At 61.5% G+C, this 18115-nt stretch carries 17 protein-coding genes and 1 pseudogene; 15 read left to right on the top strand and 3 right to left on the bottom strand.

Translation table 11 applies throughout. The features are described 5' to 3' along the window. Positions 1-168 precede the first annotated feature (168 nt). The 14 genes and pseudogenes from tssK (at position 169) to GW587_RS24680 (ending at position 14985) form a co-directional block, all read left to right on the top strand. Positions 169-1518: a type VI secretion system baseplate subunit TssK gene (gene tssK, locus GW587_RS24750; RefSeq protein ID WP_166107558.1), complete on the top strand. Its 1350-nt coding sequence runs from the start codon at positions 169-171 to the stop codon at positions 1516-1518. Positions 1519-1534: 16 nt separating this feature from the next. Beyond that, positions 1535-2299, top strand: coding sequence for a type IVB secretion system protein IcmH/DotU (gene icmH / locus GW587_RS24745; RefSeq protein ID WP_166107557.1), 765 nt, complete (start codon positions 1535-1537; stop codon positions 2297-2299). Beyond that, on the top strand, positions 2299-5304 hold the full coding sequence (locus GW587_RS24740) for a type VI secretion system Vgr family protein (protein WP_229259637.1): 3006 nt from the start codon (positions 2299-2301) through the stop codon (positions 5302-5304). The genes icmH and GW587_RS24740 overlap by 1 nt, the downstream gene beginning before the upstream one ends. Further along, positions 5301-5852 carry a hypothetical protein gene (locus GW587_RS24735; RefSeq protein ID WP_166107556.1) on the top strand — a complete coding sequence of 184 codons (552 nt, stop codon included), beginning with the start codon at positions 5301-5303 and terminating at the stop codon, positions 5850-5852. The genes GW587_RS24740 and GW587_RS24735 overlap by 4 nt, the downstream gene beginning before the upstream one ends. A gap of 14 nt (positions 5853-5866) precedes the next feature. Further along, on the top strand, positions 5867-7579 hold the full coding sequence (locus tag GW587_RS24730) for a LysM peptidoglycan-binding domain-containing protein (protein WP_166107555.1): 1713 nt from the start codon (positions 5867-5869) through the stop codon (positions 7577-7579). A gap of 8 nt (positions 7580-7587) precedes the next feature. Beyond that, a complete protein-coding gene (locus GW587_RS24725) occupies positions 7588-8220 on the top strand; it encodes an FG-GAP repeat protein (RefSeq protein WP_229259636.1) in 633 nt (210 codons plus the stop codon). A gap of 17 nt (positions 8221-8237) precedes the next feature. Next, a pseudogene (locus GW587_RS31505) lies at positions 8238-8960 on the top strand (DUF2345 domain-containing protein); the annotation flags it as partial. Continuing rightward, positions 8845-9909 (top strand): Imm71 family immunity protein, encoded by a 1065-nt coding sequence (locus GW587_RS24710; protein ID WP_229259645.1) that lies wholly within the window; start codon positions 8845-8847, stop codon positions 9907-9909. The pseudogene GW587_RS31505 and the gene GW587_RS24710, both read left to right, overlap by 116 nt. Further along, positions 9910-10797, top strand: a complete 888-nt coding sequence (locus GW587_RS24705) for a DUF2345 domain-containing protein (RefSeq protein ID WP_166107575.1) — start codon at positions 9910-9912, stop codon at positions 10795-10797. It abuts the gene before it with no gap. Beyond that, entirely contained in the window at positions 10794-11729 is a 936-nt protein-coding gene (locus GW587_RS24700; RefSeq protein WP_229259635.1) for an Imm71 family immunity protein, read from the top strand. The genes GW587_RS24705 and GW587_RS24700 overlap by 4 nt, the downstream gene beginning before the upstream one ends. Positions 11730-11841: 112 nt before the next feature. After that, the gene (locus tag GW587_RS24695) at positions 11842-12705 is read left to right on the top strand and encodes a hypothetical protein (protein ID WP_166107552.1); all 864 of its coding nucleotides are present in this window, start codon (positions 11842-11844) and stop codon (positions 12703-12705) included. A gap of 179 nt (positions 12706-12884) precedes the next feature. Further along, positions 12885-13196, top strand: a complete 312-nt coding sequence (locus tag GW587_RS24690; RefSeq protein ID WP_166107551.1) for a hypothetical protein — start codon at positions 12885-12887, stop codon at positions 13194-13196. 1 nt (position 13197) lies between these two features. Beyond that, positions 13198-13821 (top strand): M949_RS01915 family surface polysaccharide biosynthesis protein, encoded by a 624-nt coding sequence (locus GW587_RS24685; protein ID WP_166107550.1) that lies wholly within the window; start codon positions 13198-13200, stop codon positions 13819-13821. A 123-nt stretch (positions 13822-13944) separates the two neighbouring features. After that, entirely contained in the window at positions 13945-14985 is a 1041-nt protein-coding gene (locus GW587_RS24680; protein ID WP_166107549.1) for an HAF repeat-containing protein, read from the top strand. Between the two features lie 48 nt (positions 14986-15033). Here GW587_RS24680 and GW587_RS24675 read toward each other — a convergent pair whose 3' ends face one another. Continuing rightward, entirely contained in the window at positions 15034-15684 is a 651-nt protein-coding gene (locus tag GW587_RS24675) for a CoA transferase subunit B (RefSeq protein ID WP_166107548.1), read from the bottom strand. A gap of 14 nt (positions 15685-15698) precedes the next feature. Continuing rightward, positions 15699-16406 carry a CoA transferase subunit A gene (locus GW587_RS24670; RefSeq protein ID WP_166107547.1) on the bottom strand — a complete coding sequence of 236 codons (708 nt, stop codon included), beginning with the start codon at positions 16404-16406 and terminating at the stop codon, positions 15699-15701. Between the two features lie 129 nt (positions 16407-16535). Here GW587_RS24670 and GW587_RS24665 point away from each other — a divergent pair, with 129 nt between their 5' ends. Further along, on the top strand, positions 16536-17096 hold the full coding sequence (locus GW587_RS24665) for a LuxR C-terminal-related transcriptional regulator (protein WP_166107546.1): 561 nt from the start codon (positions 16536-16538) through the stop codon (positions 17094-17096). Between the two features lie 85 nt (positions 17097-17181). Here GW587_RS24665 and GW587_RS24660 read toward each other — a convergent pair whose 3' ends face one another. Next, positions 17182-17958: an SDR family oxidoreductase gene (locus GW587_RS24660; RefSeq protein WP_166107545.1), complete on the bottom strand. Its 777-nt coding sequence runs from the start codon at positions 17956-17958 to the stop codon at positions 17182-17184. Positions 17959-18115 lie beyond the last annotated feature (157 nt).

Raw genomic sequence — 18115 nt, 5'->3', positions numbered from 1 at the left:
CGGCAACGTGCCACGAGCTCTGCCGTAGCGGCCGCTACGGCAGAGCTCGTGGCACGTTGCCGGAACTGACCCCGCCTTGGAAAACTCAGCCGTGCGGCACTTTAAAATAAGAAATGTTATGGTTCTGCTACTTGACAAATAGCATTAATAAAAGGGACAGCCGACAGCATGAGCAGCAAAATCCTATGGGGCGAAGGCCTATTCCTGCGTCCACAGCACTTCCAGCAACAGGACCGCTACCACGAACAGCGGCTGCATCAGAGCGTGCAGGCCTTGCACCCCTACGCCTGGGGCGTCAATCAGATCCAGATCGACCGCGACGCGCTGGCCAACAACAGCCTGCGGGTGATGGAGCTGTCGCTGCGCTTCCAGGACGGCGAGTTCTACGACGCACCCGGCGCCGACGACCTGCCCGACGCGGTCGACCTGAGCCAGCTGCCGCAGTCGCAGCAGGCCATCACTTATTACGCCGCGCTGCCGGCCTTCAAGCCGTTCGGCGGCAATTTCGGGGACGGCAGCCAGCCGGCGGCCGGCGCCAGCGCGGTGCGCTACCTGCAAAACAACCAGGACACGCCCGACCTGTACACCCACGCCGCGCCGGCGCAACTGAGCTATCTGAAGAAGACGCTGCGCCTGGTCTCGGAATTCGAGCCGCGCGACTCCTACACTCACTTCCCGCTGCTGCGCCTGCGCCGTGCCGCCACCGGCGGTTTCGAGCTGGATGGCGCCTTCGTGCCGCCGTCGCTGGCGATCCGCAGCGCGCCGCTACTGTTCCTGCAACTGCGCCGTTTGATCGACGCGCTGCAGGCCAAGGTCAGCGCGCTGTACGGCCACCACCGCGAGCCGAGCAAGCACGTGATCGAATTCCGCTCCGGCGACATGTCCTCGTTCTGGCTGCTGCACACCGCCAGTTCCGCCTTCGCCTCGCTGAACCACTACTTCCAGCATCCGTCGCTGCATCCGGAACGGCTGTATGAAGCGCTACTGAGCCTGGCCGGCGCGCTGATGACGTTCTCGAAAAGCTGGACCCTGGCCGACCTGCCGCCATACCAGCACAACGATCCAGGTCCTGGCTTCGCCACGCTGCACCAGATCATCCGCGATCTGCTCGACACCGTGATCTCGTCGCGCTACTTCGCCATCGCGCTGCGCGAGGTCAAGCCTTCGTACCACCACGGCATGCTGGACTCGGGCAAGATCGACGACAAGACCACCTTCTACGTCGCGGTATCGGCGGCGATGCCGGCCAGCGAACTGGTGGACGTGGTGCCGCTGCGCTTCAAGATCGGCGCGCCGGACGACGTCGAAAAATTCGTGCTGTCGGCGATGCCGGGCGTACGCCTGCAACACGCGCCGCAGGTGCCGGCCGCCGTGCCGGTGCGGCCGGACGCGGTGTACTTCGCCATCGAGGCCAAAGGCCAGATGTACGAGCGCATGCTGCAAGCGCAATCGATCTCCATCTATGTCCCTGGCGGCATGCACGACCTGAAGCTGGAACTGGTCGCCGTCACATCCTGAACCGAGGCTCAACGACATGAATACCGTAACCGCACCTTCATTGATGGGCGCCGCACCGGCGGCAGCCGCCAGCAACGCCCCGCAAACCCTGCTCGACCTGATGTACGACGGCTTCTACGCGCTGTTCATGCTGAAGAACGGCAGCGGCCCGCAGGAGAACGCCGAATTCGCCAACAAGATGACGCAGTTCCTCGACGATTTCGGACGCGGCGCGCGCAAGCACGGCGCCTCGCCGGACGACATCGACGCCGCCAAGTACGCGTTCTGCGCGGCGGTCGACGAGATCATCCTGCGCTCGACCTTCCCGATCCGCGACGCGTGGGAACGCCGCCCGCTGCAACTGGTGCTGTTCGGCGAACAGCTGGCCGGCGAGAACTTTTTCCACCGGCTGGAAGCGCTGCGCGCGCGCGGCAGCGCGCACTTGCAGGCGCTGGAGGTGTTCCATATGTGCCTGCTGCTCGGCTTCCAGGGCCGCTATATATTGGAAGGCTCGGAAAAGCTCAACTATCTGACCGCGCGCCTGGGCGACGAAATCGCCAACATGAAGGGCAAGCGCGGCGGCTTCGCGCCGCATGCGGAGCGGCCCGACCAGATTGTCCACAAGCTGCGCAGCGATTTGCCGGTGTGGGTGCTGTGCTCCGTGTTCGGCCTAATTTGCGTGCTGGGCTACATCGGCCTGCGCACCTCCCTGGGCCACGGCACCGAGGAACGCATCGCCGCCTATAACGACGTGGTCAAGCTGGCGCCGCGCCAGGCCAACCTGACCATCACGCTGCCGTAATGGATATCGCCTCGCTGATTCCATCGGCGCTGGGGCTGTTCGGCACCGGCTTGAGCCAGCACGCGCGCCTGCTCACGCTGGCCAGCGCGCAGGACTCGTCGCTGCCGGAAGCGCTGATGGCCGAACGCTATTCCGGGCGCGAAGCGGTCAACGAACTGTATGCGTTCGAAGTCGACGCGCTCAGCACCTCGACCGACCTCGATCTGAACCTGTTTATCGGCGAAGAGCTGACCATCACGCTGCTGCAAGCCGACGGCTCGCGCCGCGCGTGGCACGGCATCTGCACCGAGGCCGCGTGGCTGGGCGCCGACGGCGGCACGGCGCGCTATCGGCTGCTGCTGGAACCGGCGCTGGCGCTGCTGCGGCTGCGCCGCGACAGTTATATCTTCCAGGACAAGAACGCGCAGGACATCGTCACCGAGCTGCTGGCCGACTATCCGCAACTGCGCTTTGAATTCGACGTTACGCAAACGCTGACGCCTCGCGCCATCTGCACCCAGTACCGCGAAAGCGACCTGGAATTCTTCCAGCGCCTGCTGGCCTCCGAAGGCCTGAGCTGGCGCTTCGAGCACGACCAGCCGGACGACGAGCAGCAAGGCGGCGACGGCCAGGCTAGGCACAAGCTGGTGATCTTCGACAGCAAGGCCGTGGCGCCCGATACGCCGGGCGGCGCCGACATCCGCTTCCACGGCGTGCGCGCCACCGACAGCGCCGACGCGATCGACCAGTTCAACGCGCGGCGACAGGTGCAGGCCAACGCGGTCGGCATCAGCAGTTGGGAACCGGCGCAATTGCTGGCGCCCGGCGCCGAACAGCAATCGTCGCTGGACGCGGGCGAGCTGCCGTCGCTGACCATCTACGACGGCGGCGGCGAACGCATCGCCAGCGCCAGCGGCGAACCTGACCAGGCCAGCCAGTTGATGCTGCAAGCGCTGGAGTTGGACAATAAAATCTTCGAAGGCGCGGGCGCGGTGCGCCAGCTGGCCGCCGGCCACGCCTTCGCGCTGACCCAGCACGAACGCTACGCCGAAGGCGACAACCGCTTCACCGTGCTGTGGGTCAGCCACGAAGCGCGCAACAACGTACTGACCGGCGTCACCAACCTGTTCACCGCGCTGGAGCCGGGCACCTACCGCAACCGCTTCGGCTGCGTGCGCGACAGCGTCGCCATCGTTCCGCGCGCCACGGCCGCGCCGCAGACCGCCACCGCGCTCGGACCGCAGACCGCCATCATCGTCGGCGCCGGCGACAACGTCGCCACCACCACCCGCGACCACCAGGTGCGGATCCAATTCGCCTGGCAGCGCGGCCAGGGCGCCAACAGCGGCGGCATCGCGCACGACACCGACGCCAAGGGCAGCGCGCCCGGCGACGACAGCAGCGGCACCTGGGTGCGCGTGGCCGAAGCGCTGGCGGGTCCGAACTGGGGCTCGCAGTTCACGCCGCGCATCGGCACCGAAGTGCTGGTCGACTTCATCGATCACGACATGGACCGGCCGCTGGTGGTGGCGCAGCTGTACACCGGCTCCGACCTGCCGCCGTATGCGGCCGGCGAGGACTCGGGCGCCAACCATGCCGGCACGCTGTCCGGCATCCACAGCCACAACTTCGACGGCGGCGGCTACAACCAATGGCAGCTGGACGACACGCCGGGCCAGGTTCGCACGCGGCTGGCCACCAGTAGCGCCGCGACGCAGCTCAATCTCGGCTACCTGATCCAGCAAGCGCCCTCCTCCGCGCAGCGCGGCACGTACCGCGGCAGCGGCTTCGAACTGCGCACCGACGCCTGGAGCGTGCTACGGGGCGGCGAAGGCGTGCTGCTGACCACCAGCACGCGCGCGGCCGAAGGCAGCGGCGTCACGTCGACGCAGATGGACGCGGCGGAATCACTGGCCTCGCTGAAATCGGCCGAGGAACTGGGCAAGAGCATGGGCAACGCCGCGCTGGAGCAGAAAGCGCTCAGCAGCGCGGAAGCGGCCAAGGCGCAGCAGGACATGATCGCCCGTCTCGATCCCAAGGAAAAAGGCAAGCATGACGGCGCGGTCAACGGCCAGCAGGCGGCCAAGGCGCAAAGCGGTGCGCGCGAGCTGGACGCCGAACAGCCGGTGGAAAAATTCGCCGACGCGCTGGTGCTGATGGACGCGCCGGCCGGCATCAACTGGGCCACGCCGGCATCGACGGTGCTGTTCGCCGGCCAGCACCTGCACTGGACCACGCAGGGAGACGTGCACATGACGGCGGCGTACACGCTGTCGTCGGTGGCGGCCAATGCGGCCGGCTACTTCAGCCACGCCGGCGGCATCCAGGCGATCGCTGCCAACGGCCCGGTGTCGCTGCAGGCGCACACCGCCCAGCTGGAGATCCTGGCCGACAAATCGATCAAGGTCATCTCGGTCAACGACAGCATCGAGATCAAGGCCAGCCAGAAGATCGTGCTGCAAGCCGGCCAGTCGTCGATCACGCTGGAGGGCGGCGACATCACCTTCGCCTGCCCCGGCAACTTCACAGTCAAGGGCGGACAGCACGTGTTCGATGGCGGAGGCAGCGCGGCGGCGAGTCTGCCGGCTTTGCCCGATCAACTCCAGACGATCCCCGCGCCGTTCATCAGCGACGTCGGACCGCATAGCCTGCGCTTCGCGTTTGCGGGCGCGGATGAACTGGCGTCGCTTGCGCGTGTGGCCAAGCAGCCTTTCAAAATCGTCGACAAGCTTGGCAAGGTGCTGCAACAAGGCGTGATCGGCGAAGACGGGCGCATGCCGCGTGTCGATCTGCCGTCGGCGGACAATCTGGTCTTGCAGATCGGCGAAGAAAAATGGGAGCCGTTTAATAACGCCCCAGCCGCCGCGCCGGCGCCGGGACATGAGGAAGACGAGCAACTGGTGTCGGCCGAACTCGCCGGCGCCGATCCATTCGGCGGTCACGAGGACGACGAAGACCTGATCCATCTATCAAAGGATATCATCGCGCTTTACGCCAGCGCGACTCACGGAGAAGAAGACGAATGAATTGGAAAGCACTGTACGCGGCAGCCTTATGTTCCATGACGCTTTACGGCGGCTCGGCTTTTGCCGTGGCGCCTGCGGAAGCCATACCGATGAAGCAAGGCTTGCATCAATGGCCCGCGCTGAAGGGCAAACTGATACTGGTGGTAGGCACCTATCAGGACACCACCAGCTTCCGGCGAAGCTACAACTTCTATTTCAAGGACGGTAAGGACGAAGCCTGGAACCAGGTCCCGGTACGCAACAAGGCCGGGCGCATGCAATTCGAATGGGACAGCGCCAGCGGTGCGGAAGTCACGCTGGCCGACGGCATCATCTCGCCACGCGCGGACGCGGTCTACTTCATCGTCGCGGATAAACGCGCGGACCAAAGCTATCAAGAAAAAGGCGACATCACTGTGACCTGGTACAAGTTGATCGAGTCCGGAGACGACATGCCGGACGATCCGGCGTACCAGTTTAAGCCGGCATTTGCCCGTACCTACCCGAAGTCCGCAGCGACGGTCGAGGCGATTCTCAGCAAGGAACTGTCCCTTCAACCTCATAAGTGAGCGGTGAATAAACAATGGAGTATCTCAGTGCAAAATACGATGCGGATACGGTGACCTGCGACTATGCCGCCGGCGATGGCAGCCATCTGCTGCGCACTGGTGGCACTGCGGCGTGGCGATTCAATAATCCGGGCAATCTGCGGCCAAGCCGGAAAGGCGCGCTGCTGTATGGCGCCATCGGAATCGGCAAGACCAAGTCCAACGGCAGTTTTCTGATTTTCTCCAGCTATGAGGAAGGCCGCAAACAAAAGAAAGCACTGCTGCGGCGTAAATATAACGGCCGCACCATTTACACCATGCTGGCCGGTATCGACGATGGCCATGGCAACATGATCGAAGGCTATGCCCCCGCCAGCGACAGCAATAATCCCACCACCTACGCCGCCGCGCTGAGTCAGCACACGGGCCTGTCCACCGATACCGTGCTATCGACCATGACCGATGCGCAGCTTGAAAGCATGATGGACGCGATGGAGCAACGCGAGGGCTACCACGCGAAAAAGGATACGCGCAAGGAGACCATCGTTCATACGACGTCGATCACCGTCTCGGATGGCGCCAAGCCGAAGCCTGCGGTGGAGGCCAAGATCAAGACCGGCGAGCAGGAACATCTCACGCAAACCGATAAAACCGGCCGCCTGCCGGCTATCGTTCACACCGAACCTGGCCAACCGATCCAGGTCTTCATGAAATCACTGGAAGGAAAATGGGAACAAGTCTACGACGGGGTGATGAACGCCAAGTCCGAAACCGTGGCCTTATTTAATCCCCTTGACTGGTTCAGCGCACCAACGGCGCAGAAGAAACCCTTGGCGCCGCCGCCGAAGCGCGGACGCACACCGATGCGCTACGTTATTCAGTCGGAAGACACGCTGTCGAAAATTGCGGCGAAATTCAAGACGACGGTACCGGCCATCCTGCGCGACAATCCGCAGATCAAGAATGCGGCAAAGATCTATCCGGCGCAAGTGATCTCGATCTATGGCAGCAGCGCCGCCGCGCCGGCAGGCAAGCCGGCGCCGAAGTCGCAGCCGCTCCAGCAGGCGCCCAAGGCCGGCGCGCCGGCGGCGGCCAAGCCAGCCGACAAGCCAGCCGACAAGCCGGTGGCGCAGCCGCCCGCTGCCGCTCCCGTCACGCGCAGCAAGGAAGGCCAAGGCGCGCCATTGGCCTTGCTGATGCCCGACCAGAAGCAGGCGCCGTGGATGCAGGTCGCGGTCGCCGAAGCGAAACAGTGGGCAGGCAAGACTGAGGATGTGATCACCAAGACCGACAACTACCATAAGCTCAACGGGGGCTTCCTGACCACGATGGTTGGCACCGACAACGCCTGGTGCGCCTCATTCGTCAACTATTGCCTTAGCCGCTCCGCGCCAGCGTACACGCGCTGGAAGAATTCCTTCCGCGCGCGCGCGATCGCGCTGGACGCCAACTTCGTGGAAATCAAAACGCCGATCTTCGGCTGCATCCTGCTGGTCGGCACGCACCACGTCAGTCTGGTCTATGCCAAGGAAGGCGCGAACTATGTCTGCCTCGGCGGCAACCAGTCGGACCAGATCAACTTCACGCTGTTCCGTAAAGACGTGCGTTTCTTCGTGCCGCTCGCTTATCATGCATACGCACAACAGGAGATAGCCAAAGGCGCCAAGCTGGCGGAACACACCGCGGACGAACTGAACGTCGCATTCGGCATACCAGTCAAGAAAAAGAAAGGCAACGCTTTGCGTTGATGAGAATAATGAAGACAGTATTCATGTCCGGTTTGCTGTGCCTCACGACTGCTTGCAGCGCGGGCATACCGGAGAGCAAGCCGGTGGACGCCGCTTATCTGGCGTCACAGCATATTCCGTCCAGCGGCACACTGGTGGCTGCACGAATGATACGCGACCAGGACGGTGAGCATATCCTGCAGCTCAATCGCCAGGCTGGCCCCTCCCCCTCCGCGCCGAAGTCTGGACGAATCGAACATATTGAGTTGACCGCCGTCTATTACGCTAAACAAGCCGGCGGATGGAAACAGGAATGGACGGTGCGTGATGTTGCCGATTGCCCGGAGCTCGATGCCGCTGCGGACTTCTTCATATCGTCCGTCGCCGTCACCGACATCAATGGCGACGGCAAGGCGGAAATCACCATACCGTATAAATTATTTTGCGGTGGCGGCATCGACTCGTACACCGTTAAAGTGATCTTGCGGGAAGGACCGCTGAAGCTGGCGATACGCGGCGAGTCGGAAGTGCGACTGCCAGGTCAACCGCCGTTCGGGGGCGACCACAAGTACGACAAGGCACTGCTGACACCAGCGTATGCAGCCTACAAAAATCACTTGGATCAGATTTGGAAGACAGTTTCTGTAGATATACGCAAATAGCTAAATTCCATTCGTGAAAGCTGGAAATCCTGGCGGACAAATCGATCAAGGTCATTTCGGTCAACGACAGCATCGAGATCAAGGCCAGCCAGAAGATCGTGCTGCAAGCCGGCCAGTCGTCGATCACGCTGGAAGGTGGCGATATCACTTTCGCCTGCCCAGGCAATTTCACGGTCAAGGGTGGGCAGCACTTGTTTGAGGGCGGCGCCAGCGCCGCTGCGCAGATGGTGCAGTTGCCGGAGGGCGCCCTGCCGCCGGATATTGGTCCTGCTCCACGGACGGCCAGAGAGTGGCGCGAATATGCGGCAGTTCTTGACAGCTTTAACGGGGATGGCTTCTTTGTCACGGCTAAGGTCATAGGAAACAAGGGCCCAAAGGCAGCTGTCGGCACTGTGTCAGAACAGTTCGGAAAACAAATTCCTGGACAACATCTGCCAGGCGGAGCAACCCAAGCCTTCTTCTATCTAGACAGAGCATTCTGGGCTGCGCTAAGCAAGGCCGGTCAGGATTTTGCCAAAGGTGAGAGAGTCAGTAAAGTAGTTGATACAGCGACTGGGCTAGAATTTACTTTCCACCGAACGGGATGGACCGATGCCAATGGAATCTATATCCAACAACGCCATCTTGCTGCCAACCGATGTCGAGCGACAGCAGATTTTTTATTTTCTTCAAAGACTCAGCTCGGTCACGGCATGGCGCCGCATTTTCGAGTACTACAAGGCGTGGGCAGACTGTACTGAAAACAGCGTGCGCGAAGCCGACCGGCAAGGATGGGCGGATCGAACTGGAATCACTGAATCCGACTATGTACTTATCTTGAAGGGCCTGGCGCATTGCGAGGAGGGCGTCGTCCGCCTCGGCAAGGGAGACAAGCGGGTCTTCAAATTCGATGCCAACGGTGAATTCGAGATGGCGTCGCGCACTCTTTCTCACTGGGCTTCGATGAAGACCCGCATAGAGGAAGGTGAAAATGGAATCGACGAGCCGCACACGCCGCTATGGACAGAGTTTAAAACAACTCTGACAGCACTTAACCATGCATGGCAAGAATGTAGTCATCAAATTCTGGAGCCCCGTTACGTGGACGAACCTGCACTGACGATGTACAACAGTTGGCTGCAAGACAAATTGAAAGCCATGCCGTTTCCATCGGTGTTACCAACGGTTCCCGATCCACTAGACAATACGTTTGTTCGCACCAATGAGTACACGCCCTTCTCTGGCATCTGGGAACCCATCGAGGCGGTGCCGAAAAAAACTTCACTTTTGCGTTTGTTTAGTGACGATCCGAAGCCGCAGCCGCCATTCAAGATTATGGGAGCGATGAACTATTTGCTTGGCGGATCAAGGGCGCCACAGATCGATATAGAGACAGCAGAAGAAAGCATGTCGTTGGATACGACATGGCGTTTGCTTTGGCGAGACGATCGCTATGACGATGGTCGCGTCCCAGAACAGGAACAGTCTTACCGCTTCATGCAACCGAAGACAGAGCCGGCACAAAACTCTTCAGTTGCTCTGGCGCGAGAAACCATGTGGGGAGAGAGCGGATCTGCTGTGCCCTCGGGTGGAACGTGGCTGCTTGAATTCGACTTAACCACGAAAATAGTTTTGCAAAAAGGACAGAAGCTTCCGCTGCACCAAGGCCGAGAGGTACGCTGGGTCTTAGCTGAAAGTCGAGTGGCGTGAATCGGACACCTGATCCAGCAGGCGCCCTCCTCCGCGCAGCGCGGCACGTACCGCGGCAGTGGCTTCGAGCTGCGCACCGACGCCTGGAGCGTGGTGCGCGGCGGCGAAGGCGTGCTCTTGACCACCAGCGCGCGCGCGGCCGAAGGCAGCGGCGTCACCTCGACGCAGATGGACGCGGCGGAATCACTGGCCTCGCTGAAATCGGCCGAGGAACTGGGCAAGAGCATGGGCAACGCGGCGCTGGAGCAGAAAGCGCTCAGCAGCGCGGAAGCGGCCAAGACGCAGCAGGACATGATCGCCCGCCTCGATCCCAAGGAAAAAGGCAAGCATGACGGCGCGGTCAACGGCCAGCAGGCGGCCAAGGCGCAAAGCGGCGCGCGCGACCTGGACGCCGAACAGCCGGTGGAAAAATTCGCCGACGCGATGGTGCTGATGGACGCCCCGGCCGGCATCAACTGGGCCACGCCGGCATCGACCGTGCTGTTCGCCGGCCAGCACCTGCACTGGACCAGCCAGGGCGACATGCACATGACGGCGGCGTACACGCTGTCGTCGGTGGCGGCCAACGCGGCCGGCTACTTCAGCCACGCCGGCGGCATCCAGGCCATCGCCGCCAACGGCCCGGTGTCGCTGCAGGCGCATACCGACCAGCTGGAAATCCTGGCGGATAAATCGATCAAGGTCATTTCGGTCAACGACAGCATCGAGATCAAGGCCAATCAGAAGATTGTGCTGCAAGCCGGGCAATCGTCGATCACGCTGGAGGGCGGCGATATCACTTCCGCCTGTCCCGGCAACTTCACCGTCCAGGGTGGACAGAATGTGTATGATGAAGGACGGCAGCTTCACCGAAGGAACGACCGAAAGGAATGGCAGTTCGGACCATGAATGAATCTGAAATTGAAAATGCAATTATGTTGCCGTCCCCTATGGAACGGCAGCAAATATTTTATTGGTTGAAAAGAATCAGTTCTGTTACAGCGTGGCGTCGTATTCTTCAATACTATGACGCTTGGGCGATCGCAACAAAAAACAGTGTGCGCGAAGCGCAGGAGCAAGGTAATGCAAACAATACCTCACTTCCGCAATCAGAATATGAACTCATATTAAAGTGCTTAGTTCATTGCGAGAAGGGCGTTACCCGACTGGAAAAAGGAGACAAACGTGTATTTAAATTTGATGCAAATGGTGAGTTTGCAATGGCTAATCGCATGCTTTCTCATTGGACCCAAATGCTCTCCCGTATAGAGCTCGGGGAAAATGGCATCAAAAAGGACACCCCTCTCTGGCCGGAGTTTTGCAAGACGCTAACCTCATTGGCTCAAGCATGGGGAGAGTGCGCAACGGAAATTCTTGAGCCGCGTTATCTTGAGGACTCAGCCCTAACTTTATACGGACAGTGGCTGCGGAATGAATTGGAAAGCATGTCTTTTCCCAAGGAACTCGCGCCGGTTCCTGATCCGGTAGACAATAAGTTTGTAAGAACCAACGAATACACACCGTACTCCGGCATCTGGGAACCGGTCGATGTAGCAAAACCTTCGATGCTTAGCTTGATTTCTCGCGCACCGAAGCCTCAGCCGCCATTCAACATCATGGGCGCCATGAATTATTTGCATGGCGGATCGAGAGCCCCACAGATCACGGTCGAGACCGCGGACGACAATATTGATCTGGATACGACCTGGCGCTTGTTATGGCGAGACGAGCGTTATGCCGACGGCACAGTTCCTGAAGAAGAAACGTACTACCACTTCACAAAACCGGACGAAGTACAGCCCCCCGCCCCAGCTATCTGGGCGCCAAAAGAAACGATTTAAGCAGAGAGAGGAACAATGCATCGGCGGTGCCGTTGACCGATCTGCACGACGCCAAGAAAATCGGTACGGCTATCTGCTATGCGCTGGTGCATTTACTCGTACTGGAGAAACCATGAGTAGAAAATTGAATCAATTATTGCTCTGGCTATCGCTCACTAGCAGTAGCGTCTTGTTGCCAGCTTATCCCCACGAAGCGGCTCCGCCAAAATGCACCAGCGCGCCTTGCGGCAATACCGCAACCGGCGAGGATCCGCAGCAGCAGCGGCTGCGTGAAGCCGGTGCACGCTCCGAGGCCTTACGCGGAGGCGACGACGATCAACAGCGCTGGTCGTCGATCCGGCTGTATTCCGATTCGACCAAGCCTGAACGCCTGACGATGCCGGTGATGAAGGCCGCAGGCCTCGCGATGCACCTGGACCCGAAGTCAGGGCAGCTCAGCTTCAGCAAGCCTGGTGCGCGCCATACTTTCTCCATCGTCAGTCCAGCGGGTGACAAGAACTCGGTCTGCCCCGAATATACGATCCAGATCATAGAGGCGTCGCCTGTGCACGCGCTGGTACGCATGTCATGCCTGCAGGTCGAATATGCGCCTGGCCGCTACCACATGGGTGTCGATTATTATTTGTATGACGCCGAGACAGCGGTCATGCGCAGCATCTGGCGCACGGCGGTCAACGATAGGAACGCCCGCATGCCGGACACCAAACCGCCGCCATCGCTGAAGATCATCCCGAACGGCTACCGCTTCGACTGGGCCGGCGTGCCGCCGTCCAACAGCAAGATGTCGACGACGGTGCTGCGCAATAGCTATACGCGACAGACCGGAAAAACCGGCGGCATGATCCTGCTCTGCACCAATCTCAGCGCGCCAAATGGTCAAGGTGTGGAAGACGAAATGTGCGAGGGTGCCGTTCTTACGCGCATACGGGACAGCAAAGACTCGAAAGACAAGTCGCAGCGTCTTGCGCCCATGTGATGCAGGGACAGCATCGCGTTCACAACGCCCCAGCTACGCGTCCGCACCGATATCGAGGGCATTTTTTTGGTAGCCGCTGGAAAAATGGCGGCACAGATCATGAGAAAAATCGTTTATACCATTCTTGCAGCCGTATCCTTTTGCTTGACTGCGTCGGGTGCGGAGCGGAGGCTTCGGCATTGGTTGAAGCCCTATTGTGCAAAAAGAAAACCAGCGGTGCTCGGGCGTTCATCGCCAGCAGGATGGGCAAGCGCGTGCTGATGACGGCGTCCGCAACAGCCAGTGACGATCTCGCGAAGCAGGCGCTGGTTACACCCGAACTCATCGATTCGCTTCAGCGCGAAGGCGCCGCTTGGCATGCCGACCTGATCGTCGCGCCTGACGAGATTACACTACAATACATGTCAGACGAGGCATGCGTGCAATCCCGAACGTTGCGCGCCGTTAAAGGCCAGTGGCGGATCGTCCGGGTCGGAGAGGCTGGCGACTAATATGAATCACTTGATCCTTATCGCCGTATTGGCTGCCGGCGGAGATGCCTTCGCAGCGGAGCCGCCGGCAGACGTCGATGCCGGCTATCTGCGGTCGCAGGGCGTCGGCTATGCGGGCACGCTGGTCGGTGCTCGGCTGGTGAGTGATCGTATCGGCGAGCACCTGCTGGTGATGAGCTCGAAGTCGGCGCCCTCGCCGTCCAAGCCTTCTGGGCGCGAGGAATATCATGAGCTGGCGGCGGTGTATTACGGCCGCAAGGCCGGTCAATGGCAGGCCGAGTGGACCGTGCGCGACATGGTCGATTGTCCGGCGCTCGACTCGGTGGCGGAGTTCTTCCCTGCCCTCGTCAGCGAGACGGACTTGAACCAGGATGGCCGCAGCGAGATCACCATTCCCTACCGTTTATTTTGCAGCGGCGGCATCGACTATTCGACCGTCAAAGTCATCTTGCGCGACGGCGACGCCAAGCTGGCGATCCGGGGCGAACTGGAATTCTTTCAGCCCGACGGCAAAGTCGCCATCGAGGGCAGCAAACACTACGACAAGGCATTGCTTCAGCCCGCCAACTCCGCGTACAAACGTCATCTGGACACGGTTTGGCAAGCGGTCGCGCGACGCAAATAGCGCGGAATGTCCGGAAATGAACAGCGCCGACGTTCATTTCCGCACACTTCCGCCGGCCGCGCAGGCGCAAATTGCGTGGCATGGGATTTGCAAAGCTCTTTTCATTATTCCAAAGGAGACGCCATGTCCGCACTGACTACCTTGCCGCTGGGCGCGCGCGGCGCCGAGGCCAGCATCGCCGTTGATGTCAACGCCCACGGCCAGATCGCCGGTATCATCGAGGAGGACGACGGCCGCCAGCGCGCCGTCCTGTACGACAAGCGGCCGATCGAACTCGGCACGCTGGGCGGCAGCGACAGCAATACCAAGGGCATCAACGCCGGCGGCGATGTGGTCGGCACCGCCCAGGACAGCGACGGTCATTGGCGCGCCTTCATCTTCCGCTCCGGCGACAAGATGCGCGACCTCGGCACACTAGGCGGCAACAGCAGCTACGGCGCCGCCATCAACAACGCCGGCCAGGTGGTCGGCTTCGCCGACACCAGCGACGGCTATTTCCACGCCTTCAGCAGCGACGGCGAGCACGCGCCCGTCGACCTCGGCACGCTGGGCGGCAACATCAGCTATGCGGCCGGCGTCAACAACCACGGCGACGTGGTCGGCACCGCCGCGCTGGCCGACGGCTATCGCCGCGCCTTCGTGTACCAGCCGGGCGCCGGCATGCGGGAGATCGGCACGCTGGGCGGCCGTTCCAGCGCGGCCAGCGGCATCAATGACCAAGGCGTGATCGTCGGCGCGTCGGAGACGGCGGGCCGGCGCTGGCACGCCTTCGTCTGGGAGCGCGGCCACATGACCGACCTTGGTGCGCTGATCGGCTACGGCGACAGCTTCGCCACCGCCGTCAACAACGCCGGCCACGTGGTCGGCAGCATCCGCATCGGCGAAGAGCGCCGCTCCTTCGTCTACCGCGACGGCAAGATCACCGTGCATCCGGGCGGTTACGGCCTGTACCTGGTCAACGCCATCAATGCCGATGAGCTGGTGATCGGCGCGCAATACGTCGGCAAGAAATTCGCCGCGTCGAGCATGCATTCGAGTCAGCCGGCGGTGGCCACGCACGGCTCGCAGGAATTCCTGGGCCTGGTGGCGATCGTGCTGACGGCGGCGGTCGGGGTGGTGCTGTACCGCCGCCGCTATCGCGGCATCAAGCTGCTGTCGGCGTAAATAAAAACGGCACGCCGAAGCGTGCCGTCGTTCGCGGCGCAGCCGTGCTTACACGGCCGACAGATCCAGTTCAACGCCGGTCGCGGCCTTGATCTGGTCCTTGGTGACGCCGGGCGCCAGTTCGGTGACCTTCAAGCCCTTGTCGCTGACTTCCATCACGCCCAGGTCGGTGATGACCAGGTCGACCACGCCGACGCCGGTCAGCGGCAGATCGCATCTCGGCAGCAGCTTGTGCGACGTCGAGCCGTCCTTGGCGGTGGCGACGTGCTCCATCAACACCACCACTTTCTTGACGCCGGCCACCAGGTCCATCGCGCCGCCCATGCCCTTGACCATTTTGCCCGGGATCATCCAGTTGGCCAGGTCGCCGTGCTCCGACACCTGCATCGCGCCCAGGATCGCCAGGTTGATCTTGCCGCCCCGGATCATGCCGAACGAGTCTGCCGAGCTGAAGTAGGCCGCGCCCGGCAGCGCCGTCACGGTCTGCTTGCCGGCGTTGATCAGGTCGGCGTCGATTTCGTCGTCGGTCGGGAACGGGCCGATGCCCAGCAAGCCGTTTTCCGATTGCAGATACACTTCGATGCCGGCCGGTACGTAGTTCGCCACCAACGTCGGCAAGCCGATGCCGAGGTTGACGTAGTAACCGTCCTGCAATTCCTTCGCCGCGCGCGCGGCCATTTCATCACGAGTCCATGCCATGGTATCTGTCTCCGTTATTCTTGATTGGCGGCGCGCACGGTGCGCTGCTCGATGCGTTTTTCCGGCGTGGCGTTGACCACGATGCGGTGCACGAAGATGCTTGCCAGGTGCACGGCGTCCGGATCGATCTCGCCGATCTCGACCAGCTGCTCGACTTCGACGATGGTGATCTTGCCGGCCATCGCGGCGTTCGGGTTGAAGTTGCGCGCGGTCTTGCGGAACACCAGGTTGCCGGCCTTGTCGGCCTTCCACGCCTTGACCAGCGCCACGTCGGCCACCAGGCTGCGTTCCATCACGTATTGCTCGCCGTCGAATTCGCGGATTTCCTTGCCGTCGGCGACGATGGTGCCGACGCCGGTCTTGGTGAAGAAGGCCGGGATGCCGGCGCCGCCGGCGCGCAGTTTCTCGGCCAGCGTGCCTTGCGGCGTGAATTCCAGTTCCAGTTCGCCGGCCAGGTATTGGCGCGCGAACTCCTTGTTCTCACCGACGTAGGAAGCGATCATCTTCTTGATCTGGCGGGTTTCCAGCAGCTGGCCGAGGCCGAAGCCGTCGACGCCGGCGTTGTTGGAGATCGCCGTGAGGCCGGTGACGCCGGAATCGCGCAAGGCGGCGATCAGCGCCTCCGGGATGCCGCACAGGCCGAAGCCGCCGACAGCGATGGTTTGCCCGTCTTGCACGACGCCGGCCAGCGCGGTGGCAGCGTCCGGATAGATTTTATTCATGGGTGTCCCTTATGTTTATGTTGCTAAATGCAATGCCAACATTATTAAATGCGTTAGCGTGCGGCGAGTCAGCATAGAATACGCAAATCAAAAGCACAATACCGTAGAACTACCGGCATCCCTAACTACATGAGCGCTCAGCCTGTCATAGACTACGAATCGATTTTCCTGCACGCTCCGGTCGGCATGTGCATCTCGGAAAACCGCGTCATCCAAACCTGCAACGAGGCGCTGGCCGACATGTTCGGCTATTCGCGCACGCAATTCGAGGGCCTGTCGTTCATGGTGCTGTACCCGACGCCGGACGAATTCCTGCGCACCGGCGACCGCATCATCCCGATCATGAACGCCAAGGGCCGCTATTCCGACGAGCGCATCATGCGCCGCGCCAGTGGCGAGCTGTTCTGGTGCCACGTCACCGGCCACGCGATGAAGGCGCAGGAGCCGCTCGGCCCCGGCATCTGGACCTTCGAGGACGTCAGCGAAAAACGTCCGGTCACCGCCGAACTGACGCCGCGCGAACGGGAAATCGCCGCGCTGCTGGTCGAAGGCAAGACCAGCAAGACCATCGCGCGCCAGGTCGATCTCAGCCCGCGCACGGTGGAGATGCACCGCGCCAAGCTGATGCGCAAATTCTCGGCGGCGACGTCGTCGGAGCTGGTGCACAAGCTGGTCGGGCTGCAGCTTTAACGTCGTTCCCGCGCAGGCGGGAACCCATAGAACGCGGACGGCATACGCTCAGCATGGATTCCCGCTTTCGCGGGAATGACGATGGTCACATCGCGGTCATGCCGTCGTCGGCGGAGATGATGGCGCCGTTGATGAAGTTCGAGTCCTCGCCGGCCAGCAGCAACAGCAGGCCGTCCAGGTCTTCCGGCTTGCCCGGACGCTTGCGCGGCAACATCTCGATCAGCTTCTGTCCCTGCTCGCTGGCGAAATAATCCTCGTTGATCTCGGTCGAAATATATCCCGGGCAGATGGCGTTGGTGTTGATGCCGTACTTGCCCCACTCCACCGCCATCGCCTTGGTCATCTGCACCACGCCGGCCTTGCTCATGCAATACACGCCGATCTGCGGCAGCACGCGCAGCCCCGCCACCGAGGCGATGTTGATGATGCGGTGCTTCTTGCTCGGATCGCCCTTGGCGCGCGCGATCATGCGCTTGGCGGTCTGCTGCGCGACGAAAAACGCGCCGCGCAGATTGGTGTCCATGACAAAGGAATAATCCTCCGGCGTCACGTCGACCAGACGTTGCGTGGTGGACACACCGGAATTATTGACCAGGATATCGATCGGGCCCGCTTCGGTCTCGGCGTGGGCGATGGCCGACTTGATGCTGGCGAAATCGGTCACGTCCAGGCTGACCACATGGGCGGCGCCGCCGTCGGCTTCGATCTCGGCGCGCAATTCCTTCAGACGCTCGGTGCGGCGCGACGCCAGCACTACCTGCGCGCCGGCCTGGGCCAGGACTTTGGCGAACCGGGCTCCAAGACCGCTGGAGGCGCCGGTGATCAGCGCGATTTTTCCCTCAAAGTTAACTTCTATGCCCACGGGCTGCTCCTGTAATGGGTGACGAATATCCGACAGCCTCACTGTCGAATCGTTATGATTACACAAAACGCCAGTATTAGATTGCAGTGTCTAATAATGTCCCTCAAAATGGCGCCCACATTGCATTCCGGACGAAAAAGAAGCACACTCGTGCTTA

Origin of the sequence: Duganella aceris, from assembly GCF_011090165.1 — a bacterium.
Taxonomy (GTDB): domain Bacteria; phylum Pseudomonadota; class Gammaproteobacteria; order Burkholderiales; family Burkholderiaceae_D; genus Rugamonas; species Rugamonas aceris.
Note: the sequence above shows the minus strand (reverse complement) of the source record. Positions and strands in the feature narration are given on the sequence as shown.